The sequence below is a fragment of the Pseudoalteromonas sp. CO342X genome (genome assembly GCF_004208915.1).
GTDB classification, from domain to species: domain Bacteria; phylum Pseudomonadota; class Gammaproteobacteria; order Enterobacterales; family Alteromonadaceae; genus Pseudoalteromonas; species Pseudoalteromonas maricaloris.
In genome coordinates this window covers 245,145-271,301 of record NZ_SGPH01000040.1, presented here as the reverse complement: position 1 = coordinate 271,301, position 26,157 = coordinate 245,145, and the positions used below count along the sequence as shown (strand labels likewise).

The following is a 26,157-nucleotide window of genomic DNA, read 5'->3' as shown; positions in this document are numbered from 1 at the left end:
AACTTCATATTTTAATCGATAGGAAGTTATGATGAAAAAATTCAACTTAAGGCCGATCACTTTAATCTTGTGTATCGGACTTGCTGGTTGCCACTTTGACGAAAATAAAAGCAGCGTAGAGGTTGTTCAACAAACGCAAAGAAATGAGCTTTGGTATTCGGAACATTATGGTGAAATAAAACAAATAGTTGATGAGCGTCTAGTGACCTGGCAAGTAACAGGCTCCTCTTGCTATCCAATTCTGACATTAGACCCTCTTCCGTTATTTGATGCGTTTAGCGCCAAAAGTGCAGGCTTGCTTACCTATAAACGACCCTACGATTCTGGCCCTGTAAAATACACTGAAATATCCAGTCTCGATGAAGTCTGTAAAGACGGATTTATATCTACCTCAGATAAAAGTGACTATACCTTTGACGCACAGGCAATCTTTGAACTTTTTTGGCTGGATATGAAAAATCACTATGCATTTTTCTCTGAGCGTAATATAGATTGGGACGCTGTTTATAACCAGTATGCTGGGCAGCTAAGTGATGCCAATGAGACAAAACTACTAGGCGTATTTCGTGAAATACTTGAGCTACTAAATGATGGTCACACCAGGCTTTATTTTAGCCTTGAAGAAGAACCGATAAATTTTGAAGCTAAACCTACCCTATCCAAAAGGTTAGAACGAGAAGCGGTTGCTCTAAACTTGAGTGGTGAACTTGCTGAAAAATATATTGAAACGCAAACGAATCAACTACAAATGACGATTGCACAATACCTGGATCAAGAGACAAAGCAAGACTTTATAATGCGTAAGCAGCAAAGTCCAAATGGCCCTAATTGGGGAGTGATTAACACTGGTGGTCAACATATTGGTTATTTGAAACTCTATCATTTTCAAAACTTTATTGATGTAGCAGGTATTGAGCGTCAAGATATTAGTTATGCCAATGCGGCTTTCAACGATTTACTGGATGAAATTTTCACAGACTTATCCCGTACTAATCAGCTGATTATTGATATTCGCGATAATGAAGGTGGCCATGACATACAAGCACTAGAATTAATCAAGCGCTTTATCTCACAAAATACGCTTGTTTGGGATATTAGTACATTTTATGCTGGGGCGTTACATCAGCTGACATCGGTTTATGCAGAGCCTGATAATGACAGGCCATATTATCTTAAAGATATTTATCTCCTAACCTCAAACGGTACTTTCAGTGCTGGCGAAACCTTTGCGTTAGCTATGTCTGCGCTCCCTCAAGTAACACTGGTAGGACGCGCTACAGCTGGTGCTACCTCTGATACTTTTCCACGGATGCTGCCTAATGGTTGGATTTATGAGCTGAGTAATGAGTACTATGAAAATAGTTTGGATTTGAATGTGGAAGTGCTAGGTGTTCCTGTTGACGTTGACGTCGATCCCTTCGACATCACATTTAGAAAAGAGAACAAAGATGCGGCGATTGAAAAAGTATTGTCACTACTAAGCTATGAGCCTTAGCTATGAAAAAAGGACATCCACTGATGTCCTTTTTATCATTTAAGTGTTTTAGCAAAAAAGCGATGGATTGAACTACTACATTTAACTCAACTAAATAGCATCACTTACGCTTAAAACGAACAATCAACTCGTGCATTTCTTTAGCAGTCGATTCTAGGTCTTTACTCTCTTGATGCACTTTGTCCGCGCTATCTAGGCTGTTGTTTGCAAGCTGTGCAATGTTTACGACTTGCTGATTAATGTCATCAGACACGGCCGCTTGTTGCTCAACCGAAGTTGCAATTTGCATCGACATATCACTAATTTGGATAACCGCTTGGGTGATTTGTTGTAGCATATTGGTGCTTTGATTCAGCTGATCAATACCGTGAAGCGATTCTTCTTGGCCTTGCTGAGCAATGTCTACTGACGCTTGTGTGCTGCTGGTTAGTTCTTCAATAATTGCATGGATCTCTTTCGTCGACTCTTGTGTGCGCTGTGCTAGATGTCTAACTTCATCAGCAACTACTGCAAAGCCCCTACCTTGCTCACCAGCTCGCGCAGCTTCAATTGCTGCATTTAGTGCTAGCAAATTAGTTTGCTCAGCGATTTGTTCGATAATTTGTGCGGCTGCCGCAATTTTATCAGTTTGTTTAGAGACACCTTCAACAGAATTGCGGATGTCAGCAATGGTATTACTTAAATCACCAAAAGCAATTTTAGTTTTATTAGCGATCTGTTCCGTTTGAGAGGTCAAATCAAGGGAGTTTTGAGCATCTTTAGCACTCAATTGCACGCTGTTAGAGACATCGTTGATGGTTGTTGTCATTTCATTCATGGCAGTAGCAACAAGCTCAGTCTCAGTTTGCTGCTTTTGTAAATCGGCATAAGTTGCTCGCGCTTCTTTACTCGCCGTATGCGCTCCTTTTGATACGTTTTGCGCCGCATGTTCAACACGCGTAAGAATTGTATCTAGGTGTGCCCTTTCACTCTTTAAGCGTACTTGGATTGATGCCATGGTGCCATCCCAAGTCGAATAAACTTGCTCAGATATCTCATCGCAAAAACTGTGCGCCAACTCAGATTCTAGTCGTCTCAGCTGTTCTTTATCGCGCCAAGTTGCATAAGCTGAATATGCTAACATATTGGCCATTAACCAAAAAAATCCTGCAGATTCTGAAGCAAAATACCAAAGTGCCAGTGACGAGACGATGTTAAATACTGGCCAAACAACACGTAATTTGGGAAGACTGAAACTGCTTCCTTTATTAGTATTTACGTTTGTATAAAGTTGACTTGCCCGTTCAACCGTCGCCCTATCTGGGCAGCTTCTAACCGACTCATAGCCTATGATTTTGCCATTTTCTGTTATTGGGGTTACATAGGCATCGACCCAGTAGTGATCACCATTTTTACAGCGGTTTTTTACGATCCCCATCCATGGCTTACCTGTTTTAAGCTGCGCCCACATGGTTTGAAACGCCACAGGTGGCATATCTGGATGTCGTACTATATTATGAGGTTGTCCAACTAACTCATCACGGGAAAATCCACTAACATCAATAAACGCTTGATTGCAGTCAACAATATTACCTTTCAGATCAGTGACGGAGATGAGTTTTACATCGCGAGAAAAGGTTTTTTCTCTTTGGGTTACTGGGTGGTTGGTTCTCATTAGACATGTCCAAAACTAACAAAAAATTGATTTTCCCTTAAAGATTTGCAGGAAAATACGCCCTCAATCCATGAATAGCAATAGAGAAGGGATTAATTAACGATAATTACAACTATAGTGTGAGTTAATTTTAGGCGCAAATTGATTTATGCCAGTTTAGATCGAAATTAGGCTTACTCCCGTATAGCCTTTCTTGTAAAATAATCCTATTAAAATGATAATCTAAGGAGCGTTAGGTGTCTCGCTTTTCAGCCATAACAGATAACCCCCATGAAGGCCGATTTAATTCCAAAACGGGTATTCTTATTACAAATTTAGGTAGCCCAGATGCACCAACGGCTAAAGCACTTAGAGTTTATCTCGCTGAGTTTCTTTCCGATCCCCGTATTGTCGAAATTCCAAGACTAATTTGGTTAATGATTTTGCATGGCATAATTTTACGTGTTCGCCCTAAAAAATCTGCACACGCCTATCAGTCAATTTGGACTGATGAAGGCTCACCTTTGATAACCATTAGTCGAGCGCAAACTGATAAAATAGAAAAGCAATTACGCAGTGAAGGTTTTGAAGGCATCGAAGTTGAGCTTGCCATGCGCTATGGCAACCCGTCAATTGAATCAGGGCTTGAGAAGTTAAGAGAAAAAGGCATCACACGAATTATCATTGTGCCGCTATATCCTCAATATTCCAGCGCGACAACAGGTTCAACCTTTGATCAGATCTCAAAGGTGCTAAGAGGTTGGCGCTGGGTACCAGAACTGCATTTTATTAATGGCTATCACAAACATCCGCTCTATATCGAATCTTTAGCTAATTCCATTAGAGAAGATCTTGAGGCGAATGGAGAGCCAGATAAATTGGTTTTTTCATATCATGGAACACCAAAGTTATTTTTAGATAGAGGCGACCCGTATCATTGTTTTTGCCAACAAACGACTCGCTTAGTCGTTGAAAAACTTAATCTTGATAAAGAAAAAGTGATAACGACCTTCCAAAGTCGTTTTGGTAAAGCTGAATGGTTGCAACCTTATACGGACAAAACACTTGAGAGTTTTCCAAGTCAAGGTATTAAAAATGTCGCTATTTTAAGCCCCGCTTTTAGTGCCGATTGCTTAGAAACACTCGAAGAGTTAGAAGTTGAAAACCGTGAGGTATTTGAGTCTGCTGGCGGCGAAAAGTATCGTTATATTCCTGCGCTAAACGACCGTGATGATCACATTAAAGCTATCACTGCGTTGATAAAACCACTGTTGTAATAAAGACGCAGAAGCAATCTGCTATTTCTGAGGTGTGATATCAAAATATCACACCTTTATTTTTCTAATGCACTTTGTGTTTGTTCAGCAAAAGCGTCTGTGGTGAGTAACTCAAGGCAGGCATCTATTGGTTTTGCGGGGCTGTAAAAGAATCCTTGAATGTGATGACAACCGAGCTCTCGTAACTTTTCAAGTTGAGTAAACTGCTCTACCCCTTCGGCTATCACACCAATTCCCAACTTATCACTAAGTTTAATAAGGCAGTCTATCATTACTTGTTTGTTGTAGTCAGACATTAAGCTGTCGACAAAACTCTTGTCTATTTTTAGGTAATCGACCTGGTTTTCTATTAAGTTACTCAATGATGAATAACCAGTGCAAAAATCATCAAGTGAAACTTTGACACCATGTTCTCTGAGTTGGTTAAGTGTTTTCCAAGTGTAGCGATTTGTAGCAAGCGATTCAGTAACTTCAATGGTAATTGCTTCATACGGGATCTTGGCTTTTTCAATGGCAGACGTGATTAGCTTCACCTGATTAATACTGGCTTTAAACTCGCTAACAGAGCGATTAATAGAGATCCCAACCTCTGTAAAACCAGCTTGGTGGATCTTTGCTAAGTCTTGGCAGCTGCGCTCAAGCACGAATTGTCCAACTAAATGAATGAGACCAAATTCTTCGGCGATAGGAATAAAAGTGCCAGGCGAAACCATACCATACTCATCGTCAAACCATCGCACTAGCGCTTCAAACTTTGTAATATGGTTGGTATCTGCATTAACAATCGGCTGATAATATACGGTAAGCGCTCCTTCTTTCAGTGCCTGTTTCAACTTGTCTTTGAGCTTTATTTTATTTAAATAGGCGTTTTGAATAGCCGCATTGTGTAAGGCGACTTGTCCGCGCTCGGTCTTTTTCACGCTGTTAAGTGCATGCGCTGCATTTCTGAGTAAATTTGCTGCGGTGATCCGAGAGCCTGCCTCAAGCTGTGCAATACCTGTAGAGCAAGTGACTTCTATGGTAATTTCATTAAATACATATGGCTGAGAGAGCTTCTGTGAAAGCTTTTGCGCAATTTTAAGCGCGCTTTCTACATCGCTGTGAGTAAGTAATAACGCAAACTCGTCACCACCGTATCTTGCGATAACATCATTTTGGCGAACTGCATTTTTCAATCGTTTAGCTACAGAAATAAGTACCTTATCGCCAATCTCCGGACCAAAAACATCATTGACTTCTTTAAACCTATCCAAGCCGATAAAAAGCAGTGAGCAACTGGTATTGTTACTTCTAGAAGCTGAGATCTGCTCTTCTAAGCGCTGCATAAAACTACGGCGATTTAATAGCGCGGTTAATGGTTCATGATTAGCGTAGAAGGTAAGTTGAGATTCATTACGCTTCCATTCAGTAATATCTCTAAAGATGCCGACGTAGTTAGCGACTTTACCTTGCTCATCCTTCACCACGCTCAGTGTTAATTCCTCAGGATAAATCTGACCGTTTTTGCGACGGTTGTGGATCTCTCCTTTCCAGTGACCAACAGTGCTCAACGACGCCCACATGGCTTCATAGAATGATTTATCTTGCTTACCAGATGATAGCACCGCAGGGTCTTGGCCTAATAATTCGTAGCCGGTATAACCCGTTAGTCGCTCAAATGCACGATTTACCATAATGATTTTATTTTCATTGTTGGTGATCATAATGGCTTCTGTAGCATGCTCGAACACAACATTAGTGAGTTCGAGCTGTTTATTTAGCGATGAAATATAGCTAATATCTTGAATAGTCGCAGTGAATACAAGCTCATCGCTATGTTGCTCATCAGACTCTACTTGACCAATAATTCTTAATAACCCGTAGTGTTCGGTGCGAGAGGTCAACGAAACTTGTAAATCAACATGCCGAGTTCCACCTAGTTTGACTTTCTCTAAAGCTATCCGCAGTCGTTCACTATCTTCTATTGTGAGTTTATCGAGTAATAATGATAGAGATAGAGATAGAGAATCAGTTTTTGTCTTAAGTAGATGATTAAGATGAGAGGAAAAGTAGTGTTTGTTCTGTTTAAGTTGCCACGTCCAAGTGCATAAGTCCGCTATTTGCTCGCCTTTTGCAAGTTGTTTGAGCAAAATTCCTTGTTTGGTCAATTCTAAATTGTGGCTAAGCTCCGTTGAGATCAGGTGTCCTAATTCTTGAAACCATAGTTTTTCTTCTAGGCTGACTTGTTTTTCTTTATTAAACAAACAGACCATTATTCCTATGGGTGTATGATCTAATGCTCGCAAAGTTAAACCAAGATAACCCTCTATGCTTAAAACGCGAAGGATCTCATCCTCTTCATAAAGTTGCTGTAAACCACTTGTGACGCAACATACATCATTGCTTGCTTTAGCATCAAAACAAGGTGTCCCTTCAAGGTCATAAATAATATTATCGACTTCTTCACCATCCGCGAGGTACATCACGGTCTTTACACGCTTATCGTTATCGATAAATTTACCCACAAAACAATGATCCGCATCAAATCGTTCATACAACTGTTTCAATGCAAATTGATATCGCTGATTAGTGGATGTTAAATTGTAAAAATGGCTAAACGTTAAATTCATAGAAGTCTGTATGGCTCATTCCCGACCAAGATTTTTGTTTAATAAATAATAATAGCTTAATAAACTACATAGAATATAAATACAGATCAATAAATTTGCTTTGTGATGAGAAATTGAGTCTAGTGAAGGTTAGATAGCGCCGATTGGCGCTATCTAAGAAGAAAATTTGTTTATCTACAGTTGCGGTTGTACGTCCAAACCATAACCAAACATCACAGCGAGTACCAGTACAGTTGCCGCAGCGACCATGAGTTTAGCCATCAATGGCATACAGAATCTAAACCAATGTGTGTAAGGGACGCCAGCCATGCCGAGTATCCCCATTAATACCGCATTTGTTGGCACTATCATATTTGAGAAGCCGTCACCAAACTGATACGCAAGTACCGCAACCTGTCTTGGTACACCAACTAAGTCGCCTACCGGCACCATCAGTGGCATAGTCACATATGCCTGACCTGAGCCCGAAGGTATGAACATATTTAAAAGCGTTTGGATAAGTAACATGCCAACAGCCGAAACTTCTGCAGCGACATAAGAAAGAGGAGTTGAAAGTCCATGCACAATCGTGTGAAGGATTTGACCATCTTCAAGAATAAGGGCAATACCACGAGCTACGCCAATAAGCACGGCAGTAGTGACCAAGTCTGAAACCCCTTCAATAAAACGGTTTGCAGCTTCGTCTGCTGAAAGTTTACCAAGAATTGAAATCACGACACCCCATGCGATAAATAAACCACCTAGCTCGTATAAATACCACCCCTGAGTGGCAATTCCCCAAACTGCACAAACAAGTGTCACAATAAAAGTAAGCAAAATGGTTCTATGACGACCGTTAAGCTGCGGATAGCTAGGTGCGGCCTGACCCGCCAGTGGGCAAGGCACATCTTTCATCATCGAGTGTTCAGGATTTTGCTGTACCTTTTTGGTGTAGCTCCATACATGATGAAAGCCAATCAGTACAAAGGGAACAAAAATAGCAAATCTTAACCATATGCCCGAATATACTGGTACTTCAGCAATTTGCTGGGCAATTAATACCGTAAATGGGTTGAATGCTGACACACCGTATCCAATACCGTAGCCTGCGATGATCATGCCAACGGCAGTCATGGCATCCAGCTTCATTGCCTTACAGAGCGCAACTAAAATCAGCACAAACGGAATGTATTCACCTGCAGTACCTATCGCACTTGACGCGATTGCAAAACAGAACACTACCATAAAAATCAGCTTTTGTGGTTTATCGCCATTTTTCTCAAGTAAGCGCCCAATCAACGCATCAACAGTGCCTGTTGCACGTGCAATTGCGAGTACACCACCCACTATCATCACAAAGAAAATAACGTCTTGCGCAGCAGCAAAAGCACGAGGAATAGCTTTTAACAGATCCCAAGGAGTAAGTTGAACAGATTCTTCTGCAACGTGGTAGGTGCCGGCAAGTACAACTTGTCTGCCAGTGTCAGTGGTTGCAGTATCAAAAAAGCCTTGTGGAATAATCCAGGTCGACAGCAATGCAATTAGCATCATACCTAGCAATAAGACTAGTGTATGAGGAACTTTCAATGTTTTTGCCATGGAAAGTACAGCTCCAAATTAGGTAACGGTAAAAATTGCAACGCATCTTACCGATATTCGGAGCAGATTTCACTTTTTAATATCGAATTTCCAATTATGCTACATTATGATTAGCTAAAACGGCATGCTCTACGCGGTTTCTACCGTTAGCCTTCGCTTGATATAAACTACGGTCCGCTAGTTTAAGTGCGTGATGCAAATCCTCAGAGCATAGCGGCCAATGAGAGATCCCAAGAGAAATCGTGATATGTCCCGCCTCGCCAAACTCAGTTTCAGCGGTACATGCGCGCAGACGCTCAGCGATCCTATCTGCTTTGTCTATATCTACATGCGGTAGAAACATCAAAAACTCTTCACCACCACTACGACATAGGTGATCTTGTTCACGTGCATTAGTGCGCATCAGCTCTGCGAGTTTTCTGATTACCACATCACCAACATCGTGGCCGTAAGTATCATTCACGTGTTTGAAGTGATCGATATCGAGCGCAATAATGCTAAACGGAGTTTGCTGCTCATAGGCAGTCTCTAGCCACTTTTCCATTCCTCGTCTATTGAATAAATGAGTCAGCTGATCTTGCTTTCTTTCGTCGTCAAAGCGCTGGATCTGTGCTCCTAAGTTCTTAACACTACTATGCATTGCCTGATAAAGCCACGCGGCTTCATAATACCATGTGGATACATGTGGAAAATCGATGTTTCTGCCATCTTCCACTTGCTCTGATAACTTAGCTAATCGCCATAGGGGCTTTGCTATTAAGGTTCCGAGTCCAAGCACACAAATCAGCAAGAATACGGTAAACGGAATGGTCGTTTTTAAGACGTGACGCATGGTGTTCGCTAATTGTGACATCGTGACCTCTAATGGCCGTTGTGCCACGACCCCCCAACCACTCGTCGGTACTGAAGCATACCCAGCTAGCATTGCTACCCCTTGGGTATTGACGATTTGGGCGGAACCTGAAGTTTTGCTGAGTAATGATTCAACGACCTCATTTTTTGTGACGTCTTGCCCAATACGATGATCATCATGATGATAAATGAGTTTACCGTTGGGGCCGGTAACATAAATATAGGTTTTGTCTTGGTGATGATGGTTTGCTAATAATCGGCCTAAGATATTGTCACCTTTAAGATAAATCCCGGCTGCGATAAAACCTACGAATATTCCTTCTTGGTCAAACATTGGATGAGTTGGGCTCACCATCAAATTCCCAGCCGGCGAAACAAATGGACCTACAATAAAAGGGGCTTTTTCACGAAGTGGCAAAGTTTCGACTTCATTTTTGAGTGTAGCTCCTATCACACCAAGTGAACTTGGTTGGGCACCGATAATTTCACCTTTTGCGTTTACTAACACGATAGAGTCAAAACTATGTGTCCTTGTAAGCATTTGACTCAACTCTTTATTAACCACCTCAGGGTTATCTAGCTGCGTCGCAATGGTTTCGCTCGACGCTTTTAGTTGCATCAATACTGATTGCAAGAAGAGATCGGTAACATCTGCTAACTTAGTTGCATAGGCACGATTTGCCTCTAACGTATCTTTTACCATCACCTGTTTTTGCACTTGGTAGCTCGAAAACAATGCGTTTAGTAACGATGTAAATACGCATAATGTGGCAAGAATGAGTATCAGCTTTTTAAGGTCTAACCAATGTTTTGCTTTATTTATTTGTACCACTAAAAATTCTCTTTAATGTACTTCCATGACATTTTAGCTATTCGTTTGGTTGAAACAGTTAATCTATATCAAACTCTGGTCAGACCAATAACGAATTAGAACGTCCGCATTCTGTGTGCCCGTATTATAACCACATGGTTAAAAATATTTAGTTTTTTGAACGGATTATTGGTATTGTCTCAGCTATCAGGTGTAAAATAATCTGAACATAAATACAGCGAAGTTCTTAATGAAGAAAAAGACTACCAATCCACTAGTTGGCCACTTTACACTTGCTTGCCTTGCGCTTGCGGCGATATGGATGTTCGTATCTGATAAAGATGCATTGCTTGTCCTTAATTCCTTGGTTCTTGTCTATATTGTATTTGCTTTAGCAAAACGGTTGATGAAATCTTCCAATAAAAAGTAACTTACTCTACTCACCTAGTTCAGAGCTAAGTTACGCATTAGCCCTGAACATCATAAATAGTTTGTTTTACTGCCTAACCAGCTTTAATAGATTTTCTCCCCTACTATCAAGCTCATTAAGTGGCTTAAGCCCCATAATGTGTGTAAGTGTTGGGTAAACTTCTAAATTGCTAGCTTGCTCTATCGTTACACCCGATTTAAAGGCGGGGCCACTTGCGACAAAAAATGCGGCCATATCAGCTGTTACCTCATACCCATGTGTACCATAATAGCCTTGCTTGCCTTTCTGCATAAAGACAATAGGTGCTTTTGCTTGCAGGATAATGTCACCGATACGAGAAGACTCACCGCCATTAAGTTGCTGTTTTCGCTTACTACTCAACACCTCATAACGACCCTCTGCTTTTTCACGTAACTGCTGTATAAGTGCTTTTGCTTCAAGTTTTTCTTCGCCTAGCGCATAAAACGACACTCTCGTTCCACTGTTTTTGATAGTCCATTCTTTAGGTATATCTAGCTCTTCGAGGATCACAGCTTTGTCTGGCTCTATACTTGCCATACCATGATCAGAAACGAGTACTAGGTTCACTTTAATTTTGTCCTTTTTCAAAGCAGCGACAAAATCTCCGATTAAGCCATCAACAAATTGTACTGCTTCTCTCGTTTTTTCATGGTCTGGTCCGTATCCATGACCCATAGAATCCACTAGAGAAAAGTAGCTGGCGACAAACAATGGTTTTTCGCTTTTTGGTAATTTTAGCCAATTGTGTATTTCATTAAGACGATTCTTGTAATCGGCTTTCTTTGAATAATGATAGTAATAGTCAGGCGTCATACCATTGATTCTAGCGTCTGATTCTGGCCAAAAATAAGCGGCAGATTTATATCCATGCATTTTTACAAGATTCCATAAGGGAATACCACTTATCCAAGAGCTATCCACTTTACCCATCCCCATCTTATAACACTCATCACGCTTCTTATCGCAAAAGTAATTATCGACGATACCATGATTGATTGGTTTTAAACCCGTAACAATAGACAGGTGATTTGGAAATGTCTTAGTCGGATATTGAGGCCATAGCTTAGTCGCTCGGACGCCCTGCTTCGCAAGATTTGCAATATTCTTTGCATCGTGTTTTTCAATGTAGTCCCATCTAAATCCATCGATGGAGATCAATATGGTTGTCGCGCGCTCAGCAAAGGCAGTGCAACTAAAGATAGATAAGGTGAAAAGGAGGATTCTTAGCATGTATAAATTCCCGTGTCATGTGAGTACCGCTGCAAAAGTAAGAGGCTGTGCAGCATAATCCGTGTGATTGCGGCCGCATTAAATCACAATGATTTGAAATTTATATTGATTTGCGGTCAGTGGATGGCAATTATAGATATTCGGGGAGGGTTAACTTTCACTATGTTGTAGTTGAGCTTAATTAATGCTTGATCTAAGTCAAAGTGACCTTTATATTAAAGTTTCAATAATTACTGAAAGTTTAGAACAATGAACTTATCACCAAAAATAGAAAATTTTGTACTTCATTGCGGCGAAATGGGAAGCCGTTGGGGTTTCAACAGAACTATAGGACAAATGGTTGGTTTGTTGGTTATTAATGAAAAACCATTAACAGCGAACGAAATCGCCGATGCGTTAAAAATTTCACGCGGTAACGTGAGTATGGGAATAAAAGAATTGCAATCTTGGCAACTAGTTAAGGTGCATCATATTCCCGGCGACCGTAAAGAATACTACTCTCCAAACGGCTCTATTTGGGATCTCGCTAACCGCGTATTTGAAGAGAGAAGAAAAAGGGAAATCGACCCAACACTCACTCTACTTCGTGACCAAATCCTAGATAGCGCCAACTCACCTGAAGAAGTGTATGCACAGCAGCAAATGCAATCCATTCATGACCTACTTGAAACCGTCACTAAGTGGTCAGCGGAACTTCAACGCCTATCACCAGAGCAATTGCAATCGTTGATGAAGCTCGGTTCTTCTGTGAGTAAAGTAATAGATTTAAAGGATAAATTATTACGTAAGTCTTAAAGTGCGAGGTGCGTCATGCTTGATACGTTGTTGTTGTCGCGAATACAATTCGCAGCAAATATTAGTTTTCATATTCTCTTTCCCACGATAACCATCGCGTTAGCCTGGTTTCTGGCGTTTTTTAAACTCAAGTATGACCTAACCGAACACCCGGTTTGGTTAAGAGCTTATCGCTTTTGGGTCAAAATTTTTGCATTAACCTTTGCACTCGGTGTCGTAAGCGGCATTACCATGTCGTTCCAGTTTGGTACAAACTGGCCCGGCTTTATGGAGAAAGTCGGCAATATTGCAGGTCCCTTGCTCGGTTATGAAGTATTAACAGCATTTTTTATGGAAGCAACATTTTTAGGGATCATGTTGTTTGGCATGAAGCGCGTACCACCTAAAATACATACTTTAGCCACTTTTATCGTCGCCATAGGTACAACGCTTTCCGCATTTTGGATCCTGTCTTTGAATAGTTGGATGCAAACCCCGACTGGCTTTGAACTTAGAGACGGTATCGTATATCCCACGGACTGGTTTGAAGTTATTTTCAATCCTTCATTCGGTTATCGCTTCTTCCATATGTTATTAGCTAGTGCACTGACGGCTTCATTTTTGATAGCTGGTGTCAGTGCGTATCGGATGCTGAAAAATGATGAAAAACATGCTCCCAAAAAAGCGCTAACCGTTGCGTTAACAGTTGCGGCTCTGCTTACCCCATTACAGGCTTTTGTCGGCGATTTACACGGCCTAAATACACTAAAACATCAACCGCAAAAAATTGCGGCAATGGAGGGGGTGTGGGAAACAGAGAAAGGTGCACCACTATTACTATTCGCAATACCGAATGAGGAAGAAAGACGTAACGACTTCGCGCTTGGTATTCCTAATATGGCAAGTTTTATTCTTACCCACGACGTTAACGGTGAAATTAAAGGGCTTAATGAATTTAAAGGTGAACACCCACCTGTTAAGCCCGTCTTTTTCGGTTTTAGAATCATGGTTGGGATGGGCATGCTGATGATCTTAGTTGCGTTTGTCACTCGTTTTACATTATGGAAAAAGGGCGAGTTACCTAAGTGGCAACTGAAAACGCTTGTTGCGATGACTTTCTCAGGCTGGGTGGCTACCCTCGCAGGCTGGTATGTCACAGAAATTGGCCGCCAACCTTATATCGTCAGTGGTATCTTAAGAGTTGAAGATGCAGTCACAACAATTGCCTCAGAAAACGTCTTATTTACACTCATTGGCTATCTGACGATATATGCAATCTTACTGTACGCTTATATTCGCACTTTGTTCCACACTGCTAGCAAGTCTGTAGAAGTGGAAGAATACGACATGAAGGAATTTGCTGAGGAGGTGACTCGTGTTTAATCCGGAATATCTATCTCTCATCTATGCCGGTTTGATGGCACTCGCTGTGCTTGTTTATGCAATATTAGATGGTTACGACCTTGGCGTTGGCATGATGATCCCGCTGGACGATAAAGAAACCGCAGACACAATGATAGCCTCTATCGGTCCATTTTGGGATGCTAATGAAACGTGGTTAGTTTTAGCTGTTGGCCTTGCATTTATCGCATTTCCTCAAGCCCATAGTATGATCTTGCAGGCGCTCTACATTCCTGTTGTGTTTTTACTCTTTGGCTTAATTATGCGTGGTGTCGCTTTTGATTTCAGAGCAAAAGCGAGAGTTAAACGCCAAAGGCGGTGGGACAAAGTATTTAAATTTGGGTCGCTACTCACCTCGTTTGCGCAAGGGTATATGCTGGGGCTTTATGTCATAGGCTTTGAAAATACCCCTCTTGCCCATGCATTTGCGGTCTTTAGTGGAATTGGCGTTGTCTGCGCGTATGGCTTGATTGGTTCAGCATGGCTAATTATGAAGTGTGAAGGGCAATTGCAGCAAGATGCGATTAGCTGGTGCAAAAAATTTGCGAGAGTAGCCTTTGTTGGGGTGTTGCTCGTTTCTATCATCAACCCAGCGATTAATGAGTGGATCTATGAGCGTTGGTTTGACCTCCCGATGGCCTTAGTCGTATTACCAGCCCCGATTATTTGCTTGTCGCTCTTTGTAATTTTAGAACTTGTGTTACAGAAACTACCAAAGTCACCAGATAATGGAGCTTGGTTACCGTTCCTGATTTCAGCATTTATCTTTGTGCTTTGCTTCTTCGGCTTAGTTTATAGCTTTTACCCATTTGTAGTGCCTGGCAAGCTAACCATCTTCGAAGCGGTCGCTGACGCGTCAGCTCTTACTTTCTTATTATATGGCGTAGTCATTGTGGTGCCGACCTTAATTGCATATACGTTATTTTCGTACCGAGTCTTTTGGGGCAAGGTTCAACCTTTGTCCTACTATTGACACTTGCATACATTAGCCCAACCAAAAGGCAGCGAGTTGGACGCTGCCTTTTTTATTGCATTAAGAATAATACTCGCCTCTGCTATATGTCTTTTTTGTTTACTGCAAATCTAATGCCTGCGAAGCAAGCTTTATCCTCCAATAAATAGGCATAAAAAAGCCCGCTATTCGAGCGGGCTAAGTCTGACTTCGTGGCTAAATCTTTGGGTAACCTATTCTGTCAGATAAATACCCAACGCTTGAGGCAAAATAATAAGATCTATTCCAGTTCATCAAGGCCTTGTAATTATCATAAGCTAGATACATGCGGCCATTAGCGTCATCTGGCATTACTAATGCTGCTGTGATATTCACTTGTGGCAAGTCAGTGCCGTCCATTCTACGAACACCAAGCGCTTGCCACTCCTGCAATGAACGCTCTGATTTACTCCACTCTTTTAACCATTCGCTGTGCGTTTTAGTACCACGCTTTAAAATGTAGCTATTGTCAAAACCTTCAGGTAGCTTAACTTGGCGACCCCAAGTGAGATCGTCGTTCCAGCCCACACTTTTCAGGTAATTGGCTATTGACGCAAAAGCATCCTCTTGCGTCGTCCAAATGTCCTTGCGGCCATCTTTATTATAGTCAACGGCATAAGACGTAAATGAAGTTGGCATAAACTGAGTTTGACCCATTGCTCCTGCCCACGATCCTTTGAAATCATCCAGACCGATGTGACCATCTCTTAAAATATCCAGCGCAGCCCACAACTGTCTTTTATACAAAGCTTCTCGACGACCATCAAAAGCAAGCGTCACTAACGCACTAATGACTGGATAACCGCCTTGAATACGACCAAAGTTACTTTCAAGGCCCCACAGGGCGACAATAAACCGTGCCTGTACGCCATATTCTTTTGCTATTTTTTCTAAAGATTCTTGGTGTTCTTTGTAGAGTTTGCGGGCCTGTTGGATTTTCCATTCAGGGACGCGCTTGGGTAAATAAGTTTCTAGTGTTTCGACAATTTCTGGCTGGGACTTATCAGCCTTAATCACCTTTTCCTTAAATACTGCTGTTGCAAAAGCCTCATCAACTAATTGTTGTGTATAGCCCTTGTCAACCGCTTCTTGTTTTAAGTTTTTGAGGTATTCATCAAACTTCGCTTGAGTGTTAGCAAAGACTGATGTGGACAAGCAAACTGAGGCTACTAGTAGGGAAATTTTTTTTATCACGAATCTGTTACTCCGTTTTGCTTTCTAAATTCATCAAGCAAGCTTTCTGTATGCGGTGGAAGTTGCAAGTAAAACCCATCGTCAGTTAATTTTTGCTTAACCGTTTCAAGATCAGCAATTCCCAATTTTGTTCTTCTCGCAAGGTCAATGATCATGACATAGATAGGAGTGCCGAAAGTTTCCATTAACGGTGCAGGGACATTGGAAAAATCATCTCTTTTAGTTACAAAAAGATAGGTATCCGCTTTTTTTGGACTTTTGTATATGGCAGTGAGCATTATAAGCCTATAAATTCTTGCTAATCATGGGCGGTCACTATACCATGCTATTAGTAAGTTGTGGAAAGTTTTACTACGCGCTAAAGTCAGCTAGATAAGGCTTTAGCGGCGGTTGTAACAAAAATTTGAGTACATATGGCAAATCAAACATTCGAACTAAAAGGAAATCTATTTACACTCTCTGTGCTGCAGTTGTTTTCTTTAGATCTGACCAAGTTAAGGCAAGATCTTGATAGCAAAATTTCGCAAGCGCCTAAATTTTTTCAAGGTGCACCAATTGTGGTTAATTTAGCTGATGTTCAGGAGCAAACTGTAGAATTCAAAGAGTTAAAGCAAACACTGGTCGATTTACAGCTCAATCCAGTGGGTGTGTGTAGCGGTACTCAAAGTCAGCACGACTTAGCCAAAGAAGCCGGGTTTTCTGTACTAAACTATTCAAGGGATGTGCAACCGAGTACCCCATTACAATCTCAAGCAGCAGAAGTAGTAGAAAAACAAGTTTATCTTCCTGCTCAAATTGTGAACGGAACGGTACGTAGTGGTCAGCAAATTTATGCTAAAGACCGTGATCTGATCGTGCTAGGTGCTGTAAGTCATGGTGCAGAAGTTATCGCCGATGGTAACGTGCACATTTACGGTACCTTACGTGGTCGTGCAATCGCAGGTGCGCAAGGCCAAGAAGACACGAGTATATTCTGTCAGCGCTTAGAAGCTGAGCTGGTGTCTATAAACGGGAGTTATTGGATCAGTGATTCGCTGCAAGGTGAACACTGGGGTCAAGCTGCTCAAATAACACAACAAGACGAATCATTAAAAATTACAGCTTTGGTCAAAGGATAAATCAGATGGCAAAAATTATTGTCGTAACTTCAGGTAAAGGCGGTGTTGGTAAGACAACGTCAAGTGCAGCAATTGGTACTGGCTTAGCGCTAAAGGGTTATAAAACAGCCATTGTCGATTTTGATATTGGTCTTAGAAACCTCGACTTAATCATGGGATGCGAGCGTCGCGTTGTTTATGATTTTGTCAACGTTATCAACGGTGAAGCAAATCTAAATCAAGCATTGATTAAAGATAAGCGCGTTGAAAAACTTTATATTCTTCCAGCTTCTCAGACTCGCGATAAAGACGCCCTCACTCGAGAAGGGGTTGAGCGTGTGCTAAATGAAATGAAAGAAGAATTTGATTTCATCATTTGCGACTCACCAGCGGGTATTGAAGCAGGCGCAATGATGGCATTGTACTTCGCTGATGAAGCCGTGGTAGCAACTAACCCTGAAGTTTCATCCGTTCGTGATTCAGACCGTATTTTAGGTATTCTACAAAGCAAGTCGAAGCGCGCTGAAATGGGCCTAGAGCCGGTTAAGGAACACCTATTGCTTACACGTTATAACCCAGAGCGTGTAGATAGCGGTGAAATGTTGTCGGTAGACGATGTTAAAGAAATTCTAGCGATCGACTTACTAGGTGTAATACCTGAATCAAAAGCAGTACTTAATGCGTCTAACTCAGGGCAACCGGTTATCTTAGACCAAGAGTCTGATGCAGGCCAAGCATATAGCGATGCAATTAACCGCTTACTAGGTGAAGTCGTCGATTTCCGCTTCTTACAGGTTGAGAAGAAAGGTATCTTCAAACGGATCTTTGGAGGGTAAGGTGTCATTACTAGATTATTTTCGCTCTGAGAAAAAAAACAGTGCGTCGCTTGCAAAAGAGCGATTGCAGATCATCGTTGCACATGAACGCTCAAAGCGTGGTACACCTGACTACTTACCACAACTTAAGCAAGACATCCTCGATGTTATTCGCAAATACGTAAAAGTAGATTCAGATGCCGTCAACGTCCAGTTTGAACAAAACGAGGATGATTTAGCAGTATTAGAATTGAACGTCACTCTACCTGATGATGAAAAGTAACAGTTTGAATAAATGTAATAAGGGCTATTTCTATAGCCCTTATTAATTTCGTTTTGCCCATTCTAATTAAGCTGTCAAGGGGCTTTACATTGCCCTACTCTTTGCTTAATTATCCGAACTTCAGGTCACTTATTCTTATTTAAGGACAAAGTACCTTTGACCCTTTTTGCAGGCTTAGCATTGGGCTTTGGGCTTGACTTACGTTTGTTGTGAATGTGATTTTGTTCACCATTTCGCGTTTTTGGCTTAGGCTTAACGCTATTTTGCTTGTCGAGTTCAGTTGTTCGATCTTTGCTGTTATGCGCTCGCCTATCTTGCTTTGGACGACCGACATCACTAACTTCACTTCTAGGCTTATCATGCTGTTTTCCCGCACCAGCACCCGCTGATGCCTCTTGTGTTTTACTCGATGATTCTGTTGCGTGATTAATCGCTCGCATTTCGTTTTCGTTAAGGTGACGCCACTTACCAGAGCTAAGGCCGGTTAGATCGATATTCATTATCCGAATACGTTTAAGGTGTGTTACTTCAAATCCTAGATATTCACACATTCTGCGAATTTGACGATTTAAGCCTTGCGTCAATACAATGGTAAATGACTTAGCCCCGGTTTTACGAACTTTACAAGGCTTTGTGACAGTGCCAAGGATTGGAACACCTGAGGACATACGTTTTACAAAGCGCTCATCAATAGGCCTATCGACCACAACCTCATACTCTTTTTCATGGTTATTGCCGGCGCGAAGGATTTTATTGACCATATCGCCTTGGTTGGTCAAGAAAATTAATCCTTCGGATGGACGGTCTAAGCGACCAATAGGGAAAATACGCTCAGGATAGTTAATTGCACTGACAATATTACTTCTGATTTTACGCTCGGTGGTACAAGTTACACCAACAGGTTTATTATAAGCAATAAATACAGCCTTTGGCTTTGCTTTCAGAGGCTTACCATCAATGATGATAGTGTCAGCATCAGACACTTTAGTGCCCATTTCTGGTAGAATTCCATTTACTTTGACACGGCCTGAGGCGATTAAGTCATCAGCTTCTCGACGACTGCAGAATCCAGTTTCACTGATGTATTTATTGAGGCGCTTTTGCTCTGTCACGATACAACCACTTTGAGTAAAAACCCGTATTGTAATCGCTTCAACCGCTTTACACTACTGCATTTCTACTTTTGCAAACTTTTTCTTAATAGCTCAGGAGAAAAATGATACTGCTCTTTAGGTTTTCCTCTAAGGCTCATTGCCTTGTAATCAATAGATTGCCAGTTTTTCGCTGACTTTATCCAGTAATAGTCCGCTAGATTTTCCTTGGTGATTACGCTTAAGTCAAACGCAAGTTCAGCGTTATCCTTCCAAAAGGGGTGCCCATAATAATGATCGTACACCGAAATCAACGCCCAAGCCCCCATCATAAAGTGCCCGCCAACGGATGCATGCATCTCATTATGTTCAATAAGCTCAAAAGTATCCGACAACCAATCAAATCCGCCAAACACTATTTGTGAGGTGCTTGATGCAGCTGCGGTGATAGCTCCCATCGCCATCAAATCTGACGCACACCAAATAAGGTTTGTTTTTGGATAGCGGTGCAACAATTTCTTAGTCTTATCAAGCGCTTGCTCTTTTGACCACCCAGCGTAGACAGTTTGCTGAACCACCACGCCAACTTCATCAAAAAAGCGCTTTGCACCGTTGCTTCTAATATCTGACTCTGTACCATAGTGACCATTGATAGCAATAGGATAAATTGTCTCATGACCGTTAGTTTTAGCTTGTTGGTATAGTTTCTTTGCCAGATCGTAACCAGCTTGGTCATTATCATGATGCACTTCCCCAAGCCAATACTTATAGTGTTCTTTTGGATTGCCTATCGCGAGCCTTTCAGGGCCAGAAATCGTTTCTTCTAAAGTAATATGATTGATCCCATATTTTTCTAAAAGCTTTAGGCTCTCTTCGGCACCACCAGGATAATTAATGAGGATGACATAATCGGGAGTAGCACGATAACTCAAATATTTTTTAAGCTCAGCGAGCTGTATAATTCGATTTCCTTCTCCATAGATCACATCTAATCTTATATCGAATTGATCCGCTGCCGCTTCTGTAATGCCTTGGACGCGCTGCCAAAATGGTTCACCAGGCACAGAAGGATTAACAAACAGGACATTTAAAGACTGTTTAGCATCAACACTAAAACACACCATCCATAGCACTAACCCAATAAGTACTTTTTTAATCATAGCGGGCTCTTCGTAGCACTAATACCTTCAATAACTTCTCAAATGGACCTTGCTTAAACAGCTTACAATATACCACCGCAAGGGCTAATTGAATTATAGACGCAATTACAAATGCCGCGAAATAATCCACCCGCTCCCAAATGCTGATAGCGCTCGGGTTTATAAAGTAAAAATAGCTTACAAACACCATTGACTGGAGAAGATAAAGCGAAAGCGCTAGACGCCCAACACATTGGAGACTCCAAAGTTGATGTTTTGTACCTCGCATTGCAGCCTTGATTACGACGACATAAAACAACGCAACGGGTACTGCAAGGATCCAATCTATTCCTTCAAAAAACTCCACGCCTAGCTTACGTTCAAGTACAAAACCGACAAATGACAAAATAATGGCTATCACGGCAAACAAGTTAATTTTATGAACAGGTTCAGTACGCTCTAAATCAAACATTCCACTTCGATATAAACGCATACCAAGTAGCATTAACCCTGCGGTATACCACAAAGTAATAACCGGGATAAGTAAACTGATAATGATAAAGTAAAGACCATTAAGGGTGAGCAGTTCTAGGTAGTTTTCTGGAATTTGCTGCAAAAACTCGAGGTAGACTTCAGAAGTTCTATTTATTTGTGGTTCTGGATCAATTAACAGCAATAAGCTGATAGCAATAGAAGGGACTAAAATCAATCCTATTGCATAGCGGTTTAACTTTTGGTCGCTCGCATCAATAAATTTAAGTGCAACCAATCCACTCAACGCATAATTGAATAAAATATCTCCAGGCCAAATCAACACGCCGTGTAACACGCCAAAGACCATTAGCCATGTTAGTCGATGCCTTGCAAGGCTCTGATCATTCGTCTTTGCTACCTGAATACATAATGCCGCTCCAAATAACATTGCAAATAAGGTTCTGAATCGACCATCAAAGAAAATACTATTAACCATTGCGAAGAACGGATCAAGATTGTGGGCTGTTTGGGCTGGTACATAGCCCAACTCAAAATTGGCCATATGTACCATATTCATGGAAAGCAAGCCAAGCAGCGCGAACCCTCGGATCGCATCCATCGCAATAATTCTATTCATCAATACACACGGTTTTTATACATATCAGCCCAGTTTATCGCAGCAGCATGAAAATCAGGAAGGTTTTCGTCTTTGTAGTTTAGATAACTGCACGCATCCTGCAGAGTCCACCAGCTTCCAGACTCATAGGCTCTAACGATATTTAAAATATAATATAGCGTGTTGGGTTTACCTATCAAAGCATCATGAAGCTGCTCAGGAAAAGGTAGCTTGTTTACAACCTGCTCCATTGGCCTGTCAAGAATGGCATCAAGCAGAGAAAATAACCCTGTCATAAAGCTCATATTGGCAAGTCCTGGCGAAATTTGCTGTGCGATAAGCTCACAAAATCGCGAACGAACGATAGAAAGGCGTGTTAATTCTGTCGGTTTTCCCTCGGCTACGTGGGCTGTCATAATTAAGTTTACAAACTTTTTTACACGCTCGTTTCCTAAATATACCAAGGCTTGCTTTAAAGATTCGATACGACTTTTGATTGGAAATACGCCGGAATTAATTAGCCTTAGCAGTTTGTACGCAAGCGCAGTGTCCTGAGCAAACAACTCGGCTAATCGCGTAATACTCATATTCGGTTTAAGTGCTTCTTCATAAATGAGCATGACAATCACATAATTAATAGTAATGTCTTTTTGCTCAATCATCTTTGGTTTTGCAAAGAAGTAGCCTTGAAAGAACTGAAACCCCATCTTTTTAGCTTGCTCGAATTCTTCTTCGGTTTCGACTTTTTCCGCTAGTAGTTTGATGTTCTTTCGCTCTTTGATCATGTCAATTACTGGCACTATAGTATCCAGCGGATTTTCCATGACGTCGAACTTAATCAACCTAACGAGCTTTAAGAAAGGTTCCCATTCTTTTGAGTATTCAAAATCGTCCAACGCGAGTCTAAAGTTGCTGTGAAATAAGCCTCTTATCCGCTCATAATTTTGTTTTGTTGGCGGAATAGTCTCCAATAGCTCCAAGATCACATCATTTGCTGGGAGAAACTCACACAGCTCCTGACGTAACGAGTCTGGACCAATATTAATTAGCGCTTTCTTTCCCGAAGTGAGATATCGCATGCCGAGGTTAAGTTGATTATTCATTATCAGCTTGGCTGTCGCTGCATCATCTGCAATATTTGGAAAGCTATTTTTTACACCATCGCGAAACAACAATTCGTATGCAACAACTTGTTTTTTACGATTAAATATGGCTTGGCGGGCCACAAAAACCTTCAAACAAAAACTCCTTTGTACCTAAAGTGAACAATCACACTTTTGGTTTAGCAATTTTTAGATTTTAACCCTTTATGATGATAAAGAAAATCAACCTAAGCTATTAAGAATCAAAATAATAGCTTAAAAGATAATGCAAAATGATAAAAAAGAAAGGCCAAAGCTATCTTTTGATACCTTTGACCTAGTTTTTTGTTTAGCAACTGAGCCAATTGCTAAATACTTAACACAGATGCGAAAATTTTTTTATCTACATTTTCGCTATCTATATAATTGTTCGCAGTATTTTTGTGCAACATCAGACCAGTCAAAGCGCTGCATACGAGCTTGCAGCCTGAGTTGTTGATATTTTTCGCTATCGTTCATCAGATCTGCAAGCGCTAATTCAAAAATCGCAATAAACTGACTACCTTGCTCAGCGAGTGTTTCTCCTTCAAAGCAATAGCCTGTTTCATTGTGTTTTACCGTATCATATAGTCCACCCACTTTATGTACGATACAAGGTTGTCCAGCGCGCATCGCAAGCATTTGGCTGATACCACAAGGCTCAAAGGAGCTTGGCATTAAAAACAAATCACCTAACGGGTACAGCTGTTCGCCGAGTGCTTTACCATAACCATTTAAAAACAAGACATTGTTATGGCGTGCCATTACTTCGGTAAATAGCTGCTCAAGACTGGGGTCACCAGAGCCAACAATCACAATACGTGCTCCTTGGTGCTTGGCTATTTTTGCGATGTCATCGAGCACAATGCCTGATTGGGTAGGCTGTCTTAAAATAAGTGCTTTTTGATCGGTGAGACGACCGACACTTGTAATTAGCTTGCCACTAAAGGCTTCACCGCGCCAAGCGAGTATGCGTTGATGAGCAATGTAAAACCGAGATAATACTTGGCTTGATTTTGCCATCCATTGAAACACATGCTGCTCAGCAAGCGCCAAATAGTCAGCAAAAGTTAGATTCTCTTCGTCACCTGACTCATCATACACACAACCGTTTAAAATACCAGCTAACCGTCCTTCATGAGACGCATGCTGCATGTCGCTTTCTAACCCTTCGCCACCAAAAAAACCAAGCTCAGGATGGCTTGGGATCATCACTTCTTTGGCGTAATTAGGAGAAACAACATGCACTTTGTCTGAAAGATTAATAGCCGCTCGCATTGGGTTAAAGCAGTGAGGGTATTTAGGATCGCAAATACTGAGCCCATCATAGGTGAGTGTCGGAAACCAAGACTCAAGGCTGGAAAAGTCATGATTAAAAGGCCGGATCCCTTGAAGTGCAAGGTTATGCACAGTATAGACTGTCCTCAGCGTCTTTAAGCGTTTGAATCTTGGACTAAACTGACGAAGTACCGCAACGACAGCAGCATGCCAGTCATGTAGGTGTACAACATCTACCTCTGCTATCAACTCATGTTCAATAAGTTCAGCAACTGCCGCACTAAAAAACGCAAATCGATTTGCATCCGTGGCAAAGGGCTGGTGAGGATCATTACAGTAAATAGCGCCGTGATGCTCACTAAACAATGAGTGTGAAATGACATACTGAGTGACATTGTCACTTTCTTCAACAGACCAAAGAGTCGCCGTTTCTAGGTGTTGACGAAAAGGGACGGCAATATCAGCGACTAAGTTTCGATTTAAAGCAGCTTGGCCATAATCAGGTGTCACCACCGATACTTTAATGCCAAGCTGCGCCAATGCATAAGGCACGTCACGTATTACATCTGCGACGCCCCCTACCTTACAATTTGGCAACCGATCGTTTTCGGCTGCCACTAAAATTACATGCATAGTACCTCTACATGGATCATTTATTATTTTTTTCCGCAAGCTCTGCGAGCATATCTCGGGTCACCAATACGATCCCCTTATTCGACACTCTAAAGCCATTCTCTTTGTCTAAGTCAGTATCGTAACCAATTGTCATCCCCTCTGGTATTTGACAACTGCGGTCAATGATTGCGTTTTTGATTTTGCAGTTACGCCCGATTTTGGCACCAGGCAACACAACGGCTCCTTCAATTTCACAATACGAGTGAACATGCACATTGGAAAACAGCAATGAACGCTTAACCTTAGAGCCAGAAATAATACAGCCACCAGAAACCGTTGAGTCTACGGCCATACCGCGTCTATCATCATCATCAAATATAAATTTAGCTGGTGGTAACTGTTCCTGATAAGTCCAAATTGGCCAATGAGGATCATAGAGATCAAGTTGTGGTTCAGGAGAAACCAACTCCATATTTGCTTCCCAGAATGAATCAAGCGTCCCTACATCTCGCCAATATGGCTGCCCTTCATGTGATGGGTCGCAAAATGGATACGCATACACATTATGCTCTTCTATGATGGATGGGATAATATCATGACCAAAGTCACGGCCAGACCCTTCTCGTTCCGCATCCTTTTTCAACTGCTCGAATAAAAACTCAGTGTTAAACACATAGTTCCCCATAGACGCCAAACATACACCTGGCTTTCCAGGGATTGACGTCGGATCTACCGGTTTTTCATCAAAGCGACGCACACGGTTGCTTTCATCTACCGTCATGACACCAAACGTTTTTGCTGCTTCTTCACAAGGCACTTCAATACAACATACGGTCATATCTGCACCTGTCTCAACGTGCTTTGCAAGCAAGCCACCGTAATCCATTCTGTAGACATGATCACCCGATAAGATCATAACGTACTTGGGAAGTTCATGACGAATAATATCCATATTCTGGAAAACTGCGTCTGCTGTGCCGCAGTACCATTCATCACCATATCGCTGTGATGCTGGCAATATCTCTACAGATTCTCCCAGCTCCTTTTTAAAGTGTCCCCATGCGCGATTAACATGGCGAATAAGCGAGTGCGACTTATACTGCGTGGCAATACCAACCCGACGGATCCCTGAGTTAATGCAGTTAGACAGTGGAAAATCGATAATTCGATGTTTGCCGCCAAAATAAACAGCGGGTTTCGCTCGCCAATTGGTGAGCTCGTGAAGGCGCGAACCTCTTCCACCCGCAAGTATTAAAGCATATGTTTCTCGAGTGAGGGTACTAATATAACGATTCGCATAATTAGGCATTATTTCTTCTCTCCATAACTTTT

21 protein-coding genes are annotated in these 26,157 nt (G+C 41.5%); 8 read left to right on the top strand and 13 right to left on the bottom strand.

The genetic code is table 11. The features are described 5' to 3' along the window. Positions 1-28 precede the first annotated feature (28 nt). Entirely contained in the window at positions 29-1,495 is a 1,467-nt protein-coding gene (locus tag EXT47_RS20125; RefSeq protein ID WP_084204275.1) for a S41 family peptidase, read from the top strand. Between the two features lie 100 nt (positions 1,496-1,595). Here EXT47_RS20125 and EXT47_RS20120 read toward each other — a convergent pair whose 3' ends face one another. Then, positions 1,596-3,149 (bottom strand): PAS domain-containing methyl-accepting chemotaxis protein, encoded by a 1,554-nt coding sequence (locus EXT47_RS20120; RefSeq protein WP_039495177.1) that lies wholly within the window; start codon positions 3,147-3,149, stop codon positions 1,596-1,598. A gap of 236 nt (positions 3,150-3,385) precedes the next feature. On the opposite strand from EXT47_RS20120, the gene hemH reads away from it, so the two are divergent. Next, complete coding sequence (gene hemH / locus EXT47_RS20115) at positions 3,386-4,405, top strand: ferrochelatase (protein WP_039495176.1); 1,020 nt, start codon at positions 3,386-3,388, stop codon at positions 4,403-4,405. 56 nt (positions 4,406-4,461) lie between these two features. Here the strand turns inward: hemH and EXT47_RS20110 are convergent, their stop codons facing one another. The 4 genes from EXT47_RS20110 to EXT47_RS20090 form a co-directional block, all read right to left on the bottom strand. Next, positions 4,462-7,014 (bottom strand): bifunctional diguanylate cyclase/phosphodiesterase, encoded by a 2,553-nt coding sequence (locus tag EXT47_RS20110; protein WP_039495175.1) that lies wholly within the window; start codon positions 7,012-7,014, stop codon positions 4,462-4,464. 174 nt (positions 7,015-7,188) lie between these two features. Then, positions 7,189-8,592: a YfcC family protein gene (locus EXT47_RS20105; protein WP_039495174.1), complete on the bottom strand. Its 1,404-nt coding sequence runs from the start codon at positions 8,590-8,592 to the stop codon at positions 7,189-7,191. Positions 8,593-8,686: 94 nt separating this feature from the next. Further along, positions 8,687-10,276 (bottom strand): sensor domain-containing diguanylate cyclase, encoded by a 1,590-nt coding sequence (locus tag EXT47_RS20100; RefSeq protein ID WP_039495172.1) that lies wholly within the window; start codon positions 10,274-10,276, stop codon positions 8,687-8,689. Positions 10,277-10,751: 475 nt separating this feature from the next. After that, positions 10,752-11,936, bottom strand: a complete 1,185-nt coding sequence (locus tag EXT47_RS20090) for an ectonucleotide pyrophosphatase/phosphodiesterase (protein ID WP_130127411.1) — start codon at positions 11,934-11,936, stop codon at positions 10,752-10,754. Positions 11,937-12,185: 249 nt separating this feature from the next. Here EXT47_RS20090 and EXT47_RS20085 point away from each other — a divergent pair, with 249 nt between their 5' ends. The 3 genes from EXT47_RS20085 to EXT47_RS20075 are packed head-to-tail and all read left to right on the top strand — an operon-like array spanning position 12,186 to position 15,084. Continuing rightward, positions 12,186-12,731 carry a GbsR/MarR family transcriptional regulator gene (locus tag EXT47_RS20085; protein WP_010605404.1) on the top strand — a complete coding sequence of 182 codons (546 nt, stop codon included), beginning with the start codon at positions 12,186-12,188 and terminating at the stop codon, positions 12,729-12,731. 15 nt (positions 12,732-12,746) lie between these two features. Beyond that, a complete protein-coding gene (locus tag EXT47_RS20080) occupies positions 12,747-14,093 on the top strand; it encodes a cytochrome ubiquinol oxidase subunit I (protein WP_039495168.1) in 1,347 nt (448 codons plus the stop codon). Further along, entirely contained in the window at positions 14,086-15,084 is a 999-nt protein-coding gene (locus EXT47_RS20075) for a cytochrome d ubiquinol oxidase subunit II (RefSeq protein ID WP_010372949.1), read from the top strand. The genes EXT47_RS20080 and EXT47_RS20075 overlap by 8 nt, the downstream gene beginning before the upstream one ends. Before the next feature lie 195 nt (positions 15,085-15,279). Here the strand turns inward: EXT47_RS20075 and EXT47_RS20070 are convergent, their stop codons facing one another. Beyond that, on the bottom strand, positions 15,280-16,296 hold the full coding sequence (locus EXT47_RS20070) for a lytic transglycosylase domain-containing protein (protein WP_039495165.1): 1,017 nt from the start codon (positions 16,294-16,296) through the stop codon (positions 15,280-15,282). Beyond that, positions 16,293-16,574, bottom strand: coding sequence for a YcgL domain-containing protein (locus tag EXT47_RS20065; protein WP_010372955.1), 282 nt, complete (start codon positions 16,572-16,574; stop codon positions 16,293-16,295). Before EXT47_RS20065 ends, EXT47_RS20070 begins: the two co-directional genes overlap by 4 nt. A 135-nt stretch (positions 16,575-16,709) precedes the next feature. Between EXT47_RS20065 and minC the strand changes: the two genes are divergently transcribed. From minC to minE, 3 genes are read left to right on the top strand one after another with little or no spacing between them, the layout of a single operon-like run. Continuing rightward, on the top strand, positions 16,710-17,414 hold the full coding sequence (gene minC / locus EXT47_RS20060) for a septum site-determining protein MinC (RefSeq protein ID WP_130127410.1): 705 nt from the start codon (positions 16,710-16,712) through the stop codon (positions 17,412-17,414). Between the two features lie 5 nt (positions 17,415-17,419). Beyond that, positions 17,420-18,229, top strand: coding sequence for a septum site-determining protein MinD (gene minD, locus EXT47_RS20055; protein WP_010372960.1), 810 nt, complete (start codon positions 17,420-17,422; stop codon positions 18,227-18,229). Between the two features lies 1 nt (position 18,230). Next, positions 18,231-18,491: a cell division topological specificity factor MinE gene (gene minE / locus EXT47_RS20050; protein ID WP_010372964.1), complete on the top strand. Its 261-nt coding sequence runs from the start codon at positions 18,231-18,233 to the stop codon at positions 18,489-18,491. 125 nt (positions 18,492-18,616) lie between these two features. Here minE and rluF read toward each other — a convergent pair whose 3' ends face one another. The 6 genes from rluF to glgC all read right to left on the bottom strand — a co-directional run bounded on the left by rluF (position 18,617) and on the right by glgC (position 26,134). After that, the gene (gene rluF / locus EXT47_RS20045) at positions 18,617-19,603 is read right to left on the bottom strand and encodes a 23S rRNA pseudouridine(2604) synthase RluF (RefSeq protein WP_130127409.1); all 987 of its coding nucleotides are present in this window, start codon (positions 19,601-19,603) and stop codon (positions 18,617-18,619) included. Positions 19,604-19,668: 65 nt separating this feature from the next. Then, complete coding sequence (locus EXT47_RS20040; RefSeq protein ID WP_130127408.1) at positions 19,669-20,742, bottom strand: ABC transporter substrate-binding protein; 1,074 nt, start codon at positions 20,740-20,742, stop codon at positions 19,669-19,671. After that, on the bottom strand, positions 20,735-21,832 hold the full coding sequence (locus EXT47_RS20035; protein WP_240701638.1) for a DUF418 domain-containing protein: 1,098 nt from the start codon (positions 21,830-21,832) through the stop codon (positions 20,735-20,737). The genes EXT47_RS20040 and EXT47_RS20035 overlap by 8 nt, the downstream gene beginning before the upstream one ends. Next, positions 21,832-23,049: an EAL and HDOD domain-containing protein gene (locus tag EXT47_RS20030; protein WP_010605397.1), complete on the bottom strand. Its 1,218-nt coding sequence runs from the start codon at positions 23,047-23,049 to the stop codon at positions 21,832-21,834. Before EXT47_RS20030 ends, EXT47_RS20035 begins: the two co-directional genes overlap by 1 nt. Before the next feature lie 258 nt (positions 23,050-23,307). After that, positions 23,308-24,843 carry a glycogen synthase gene (locus tag EXT47_RS20025; protein WP_039495157.1) on the bottom strand — a complete coding sequence of 512 codons (1,536 nt, stop codon included), beginning with the start codon at positions 24,841-24,843 and terminating at the stop codon, positions 23,308-23,310. A 16-nt stretch (positions 24,844-24,859) separates the two neighbouring features. Then, on the bottom strand, positions 24,860-26,134 hold the full coding sequence (gene glgC / locus EXT47_RS20020; RefSeq protein WP_010372983.1) for a glucose-1-phosphate adenylyltransferase: 1,275 nt from the start codon (positions 26,132-26,134) through the stop codon (positions 24,860-24,862). Between the last annotated feature and the right edge of the window lie 23 nt (positions 26,135-26,157).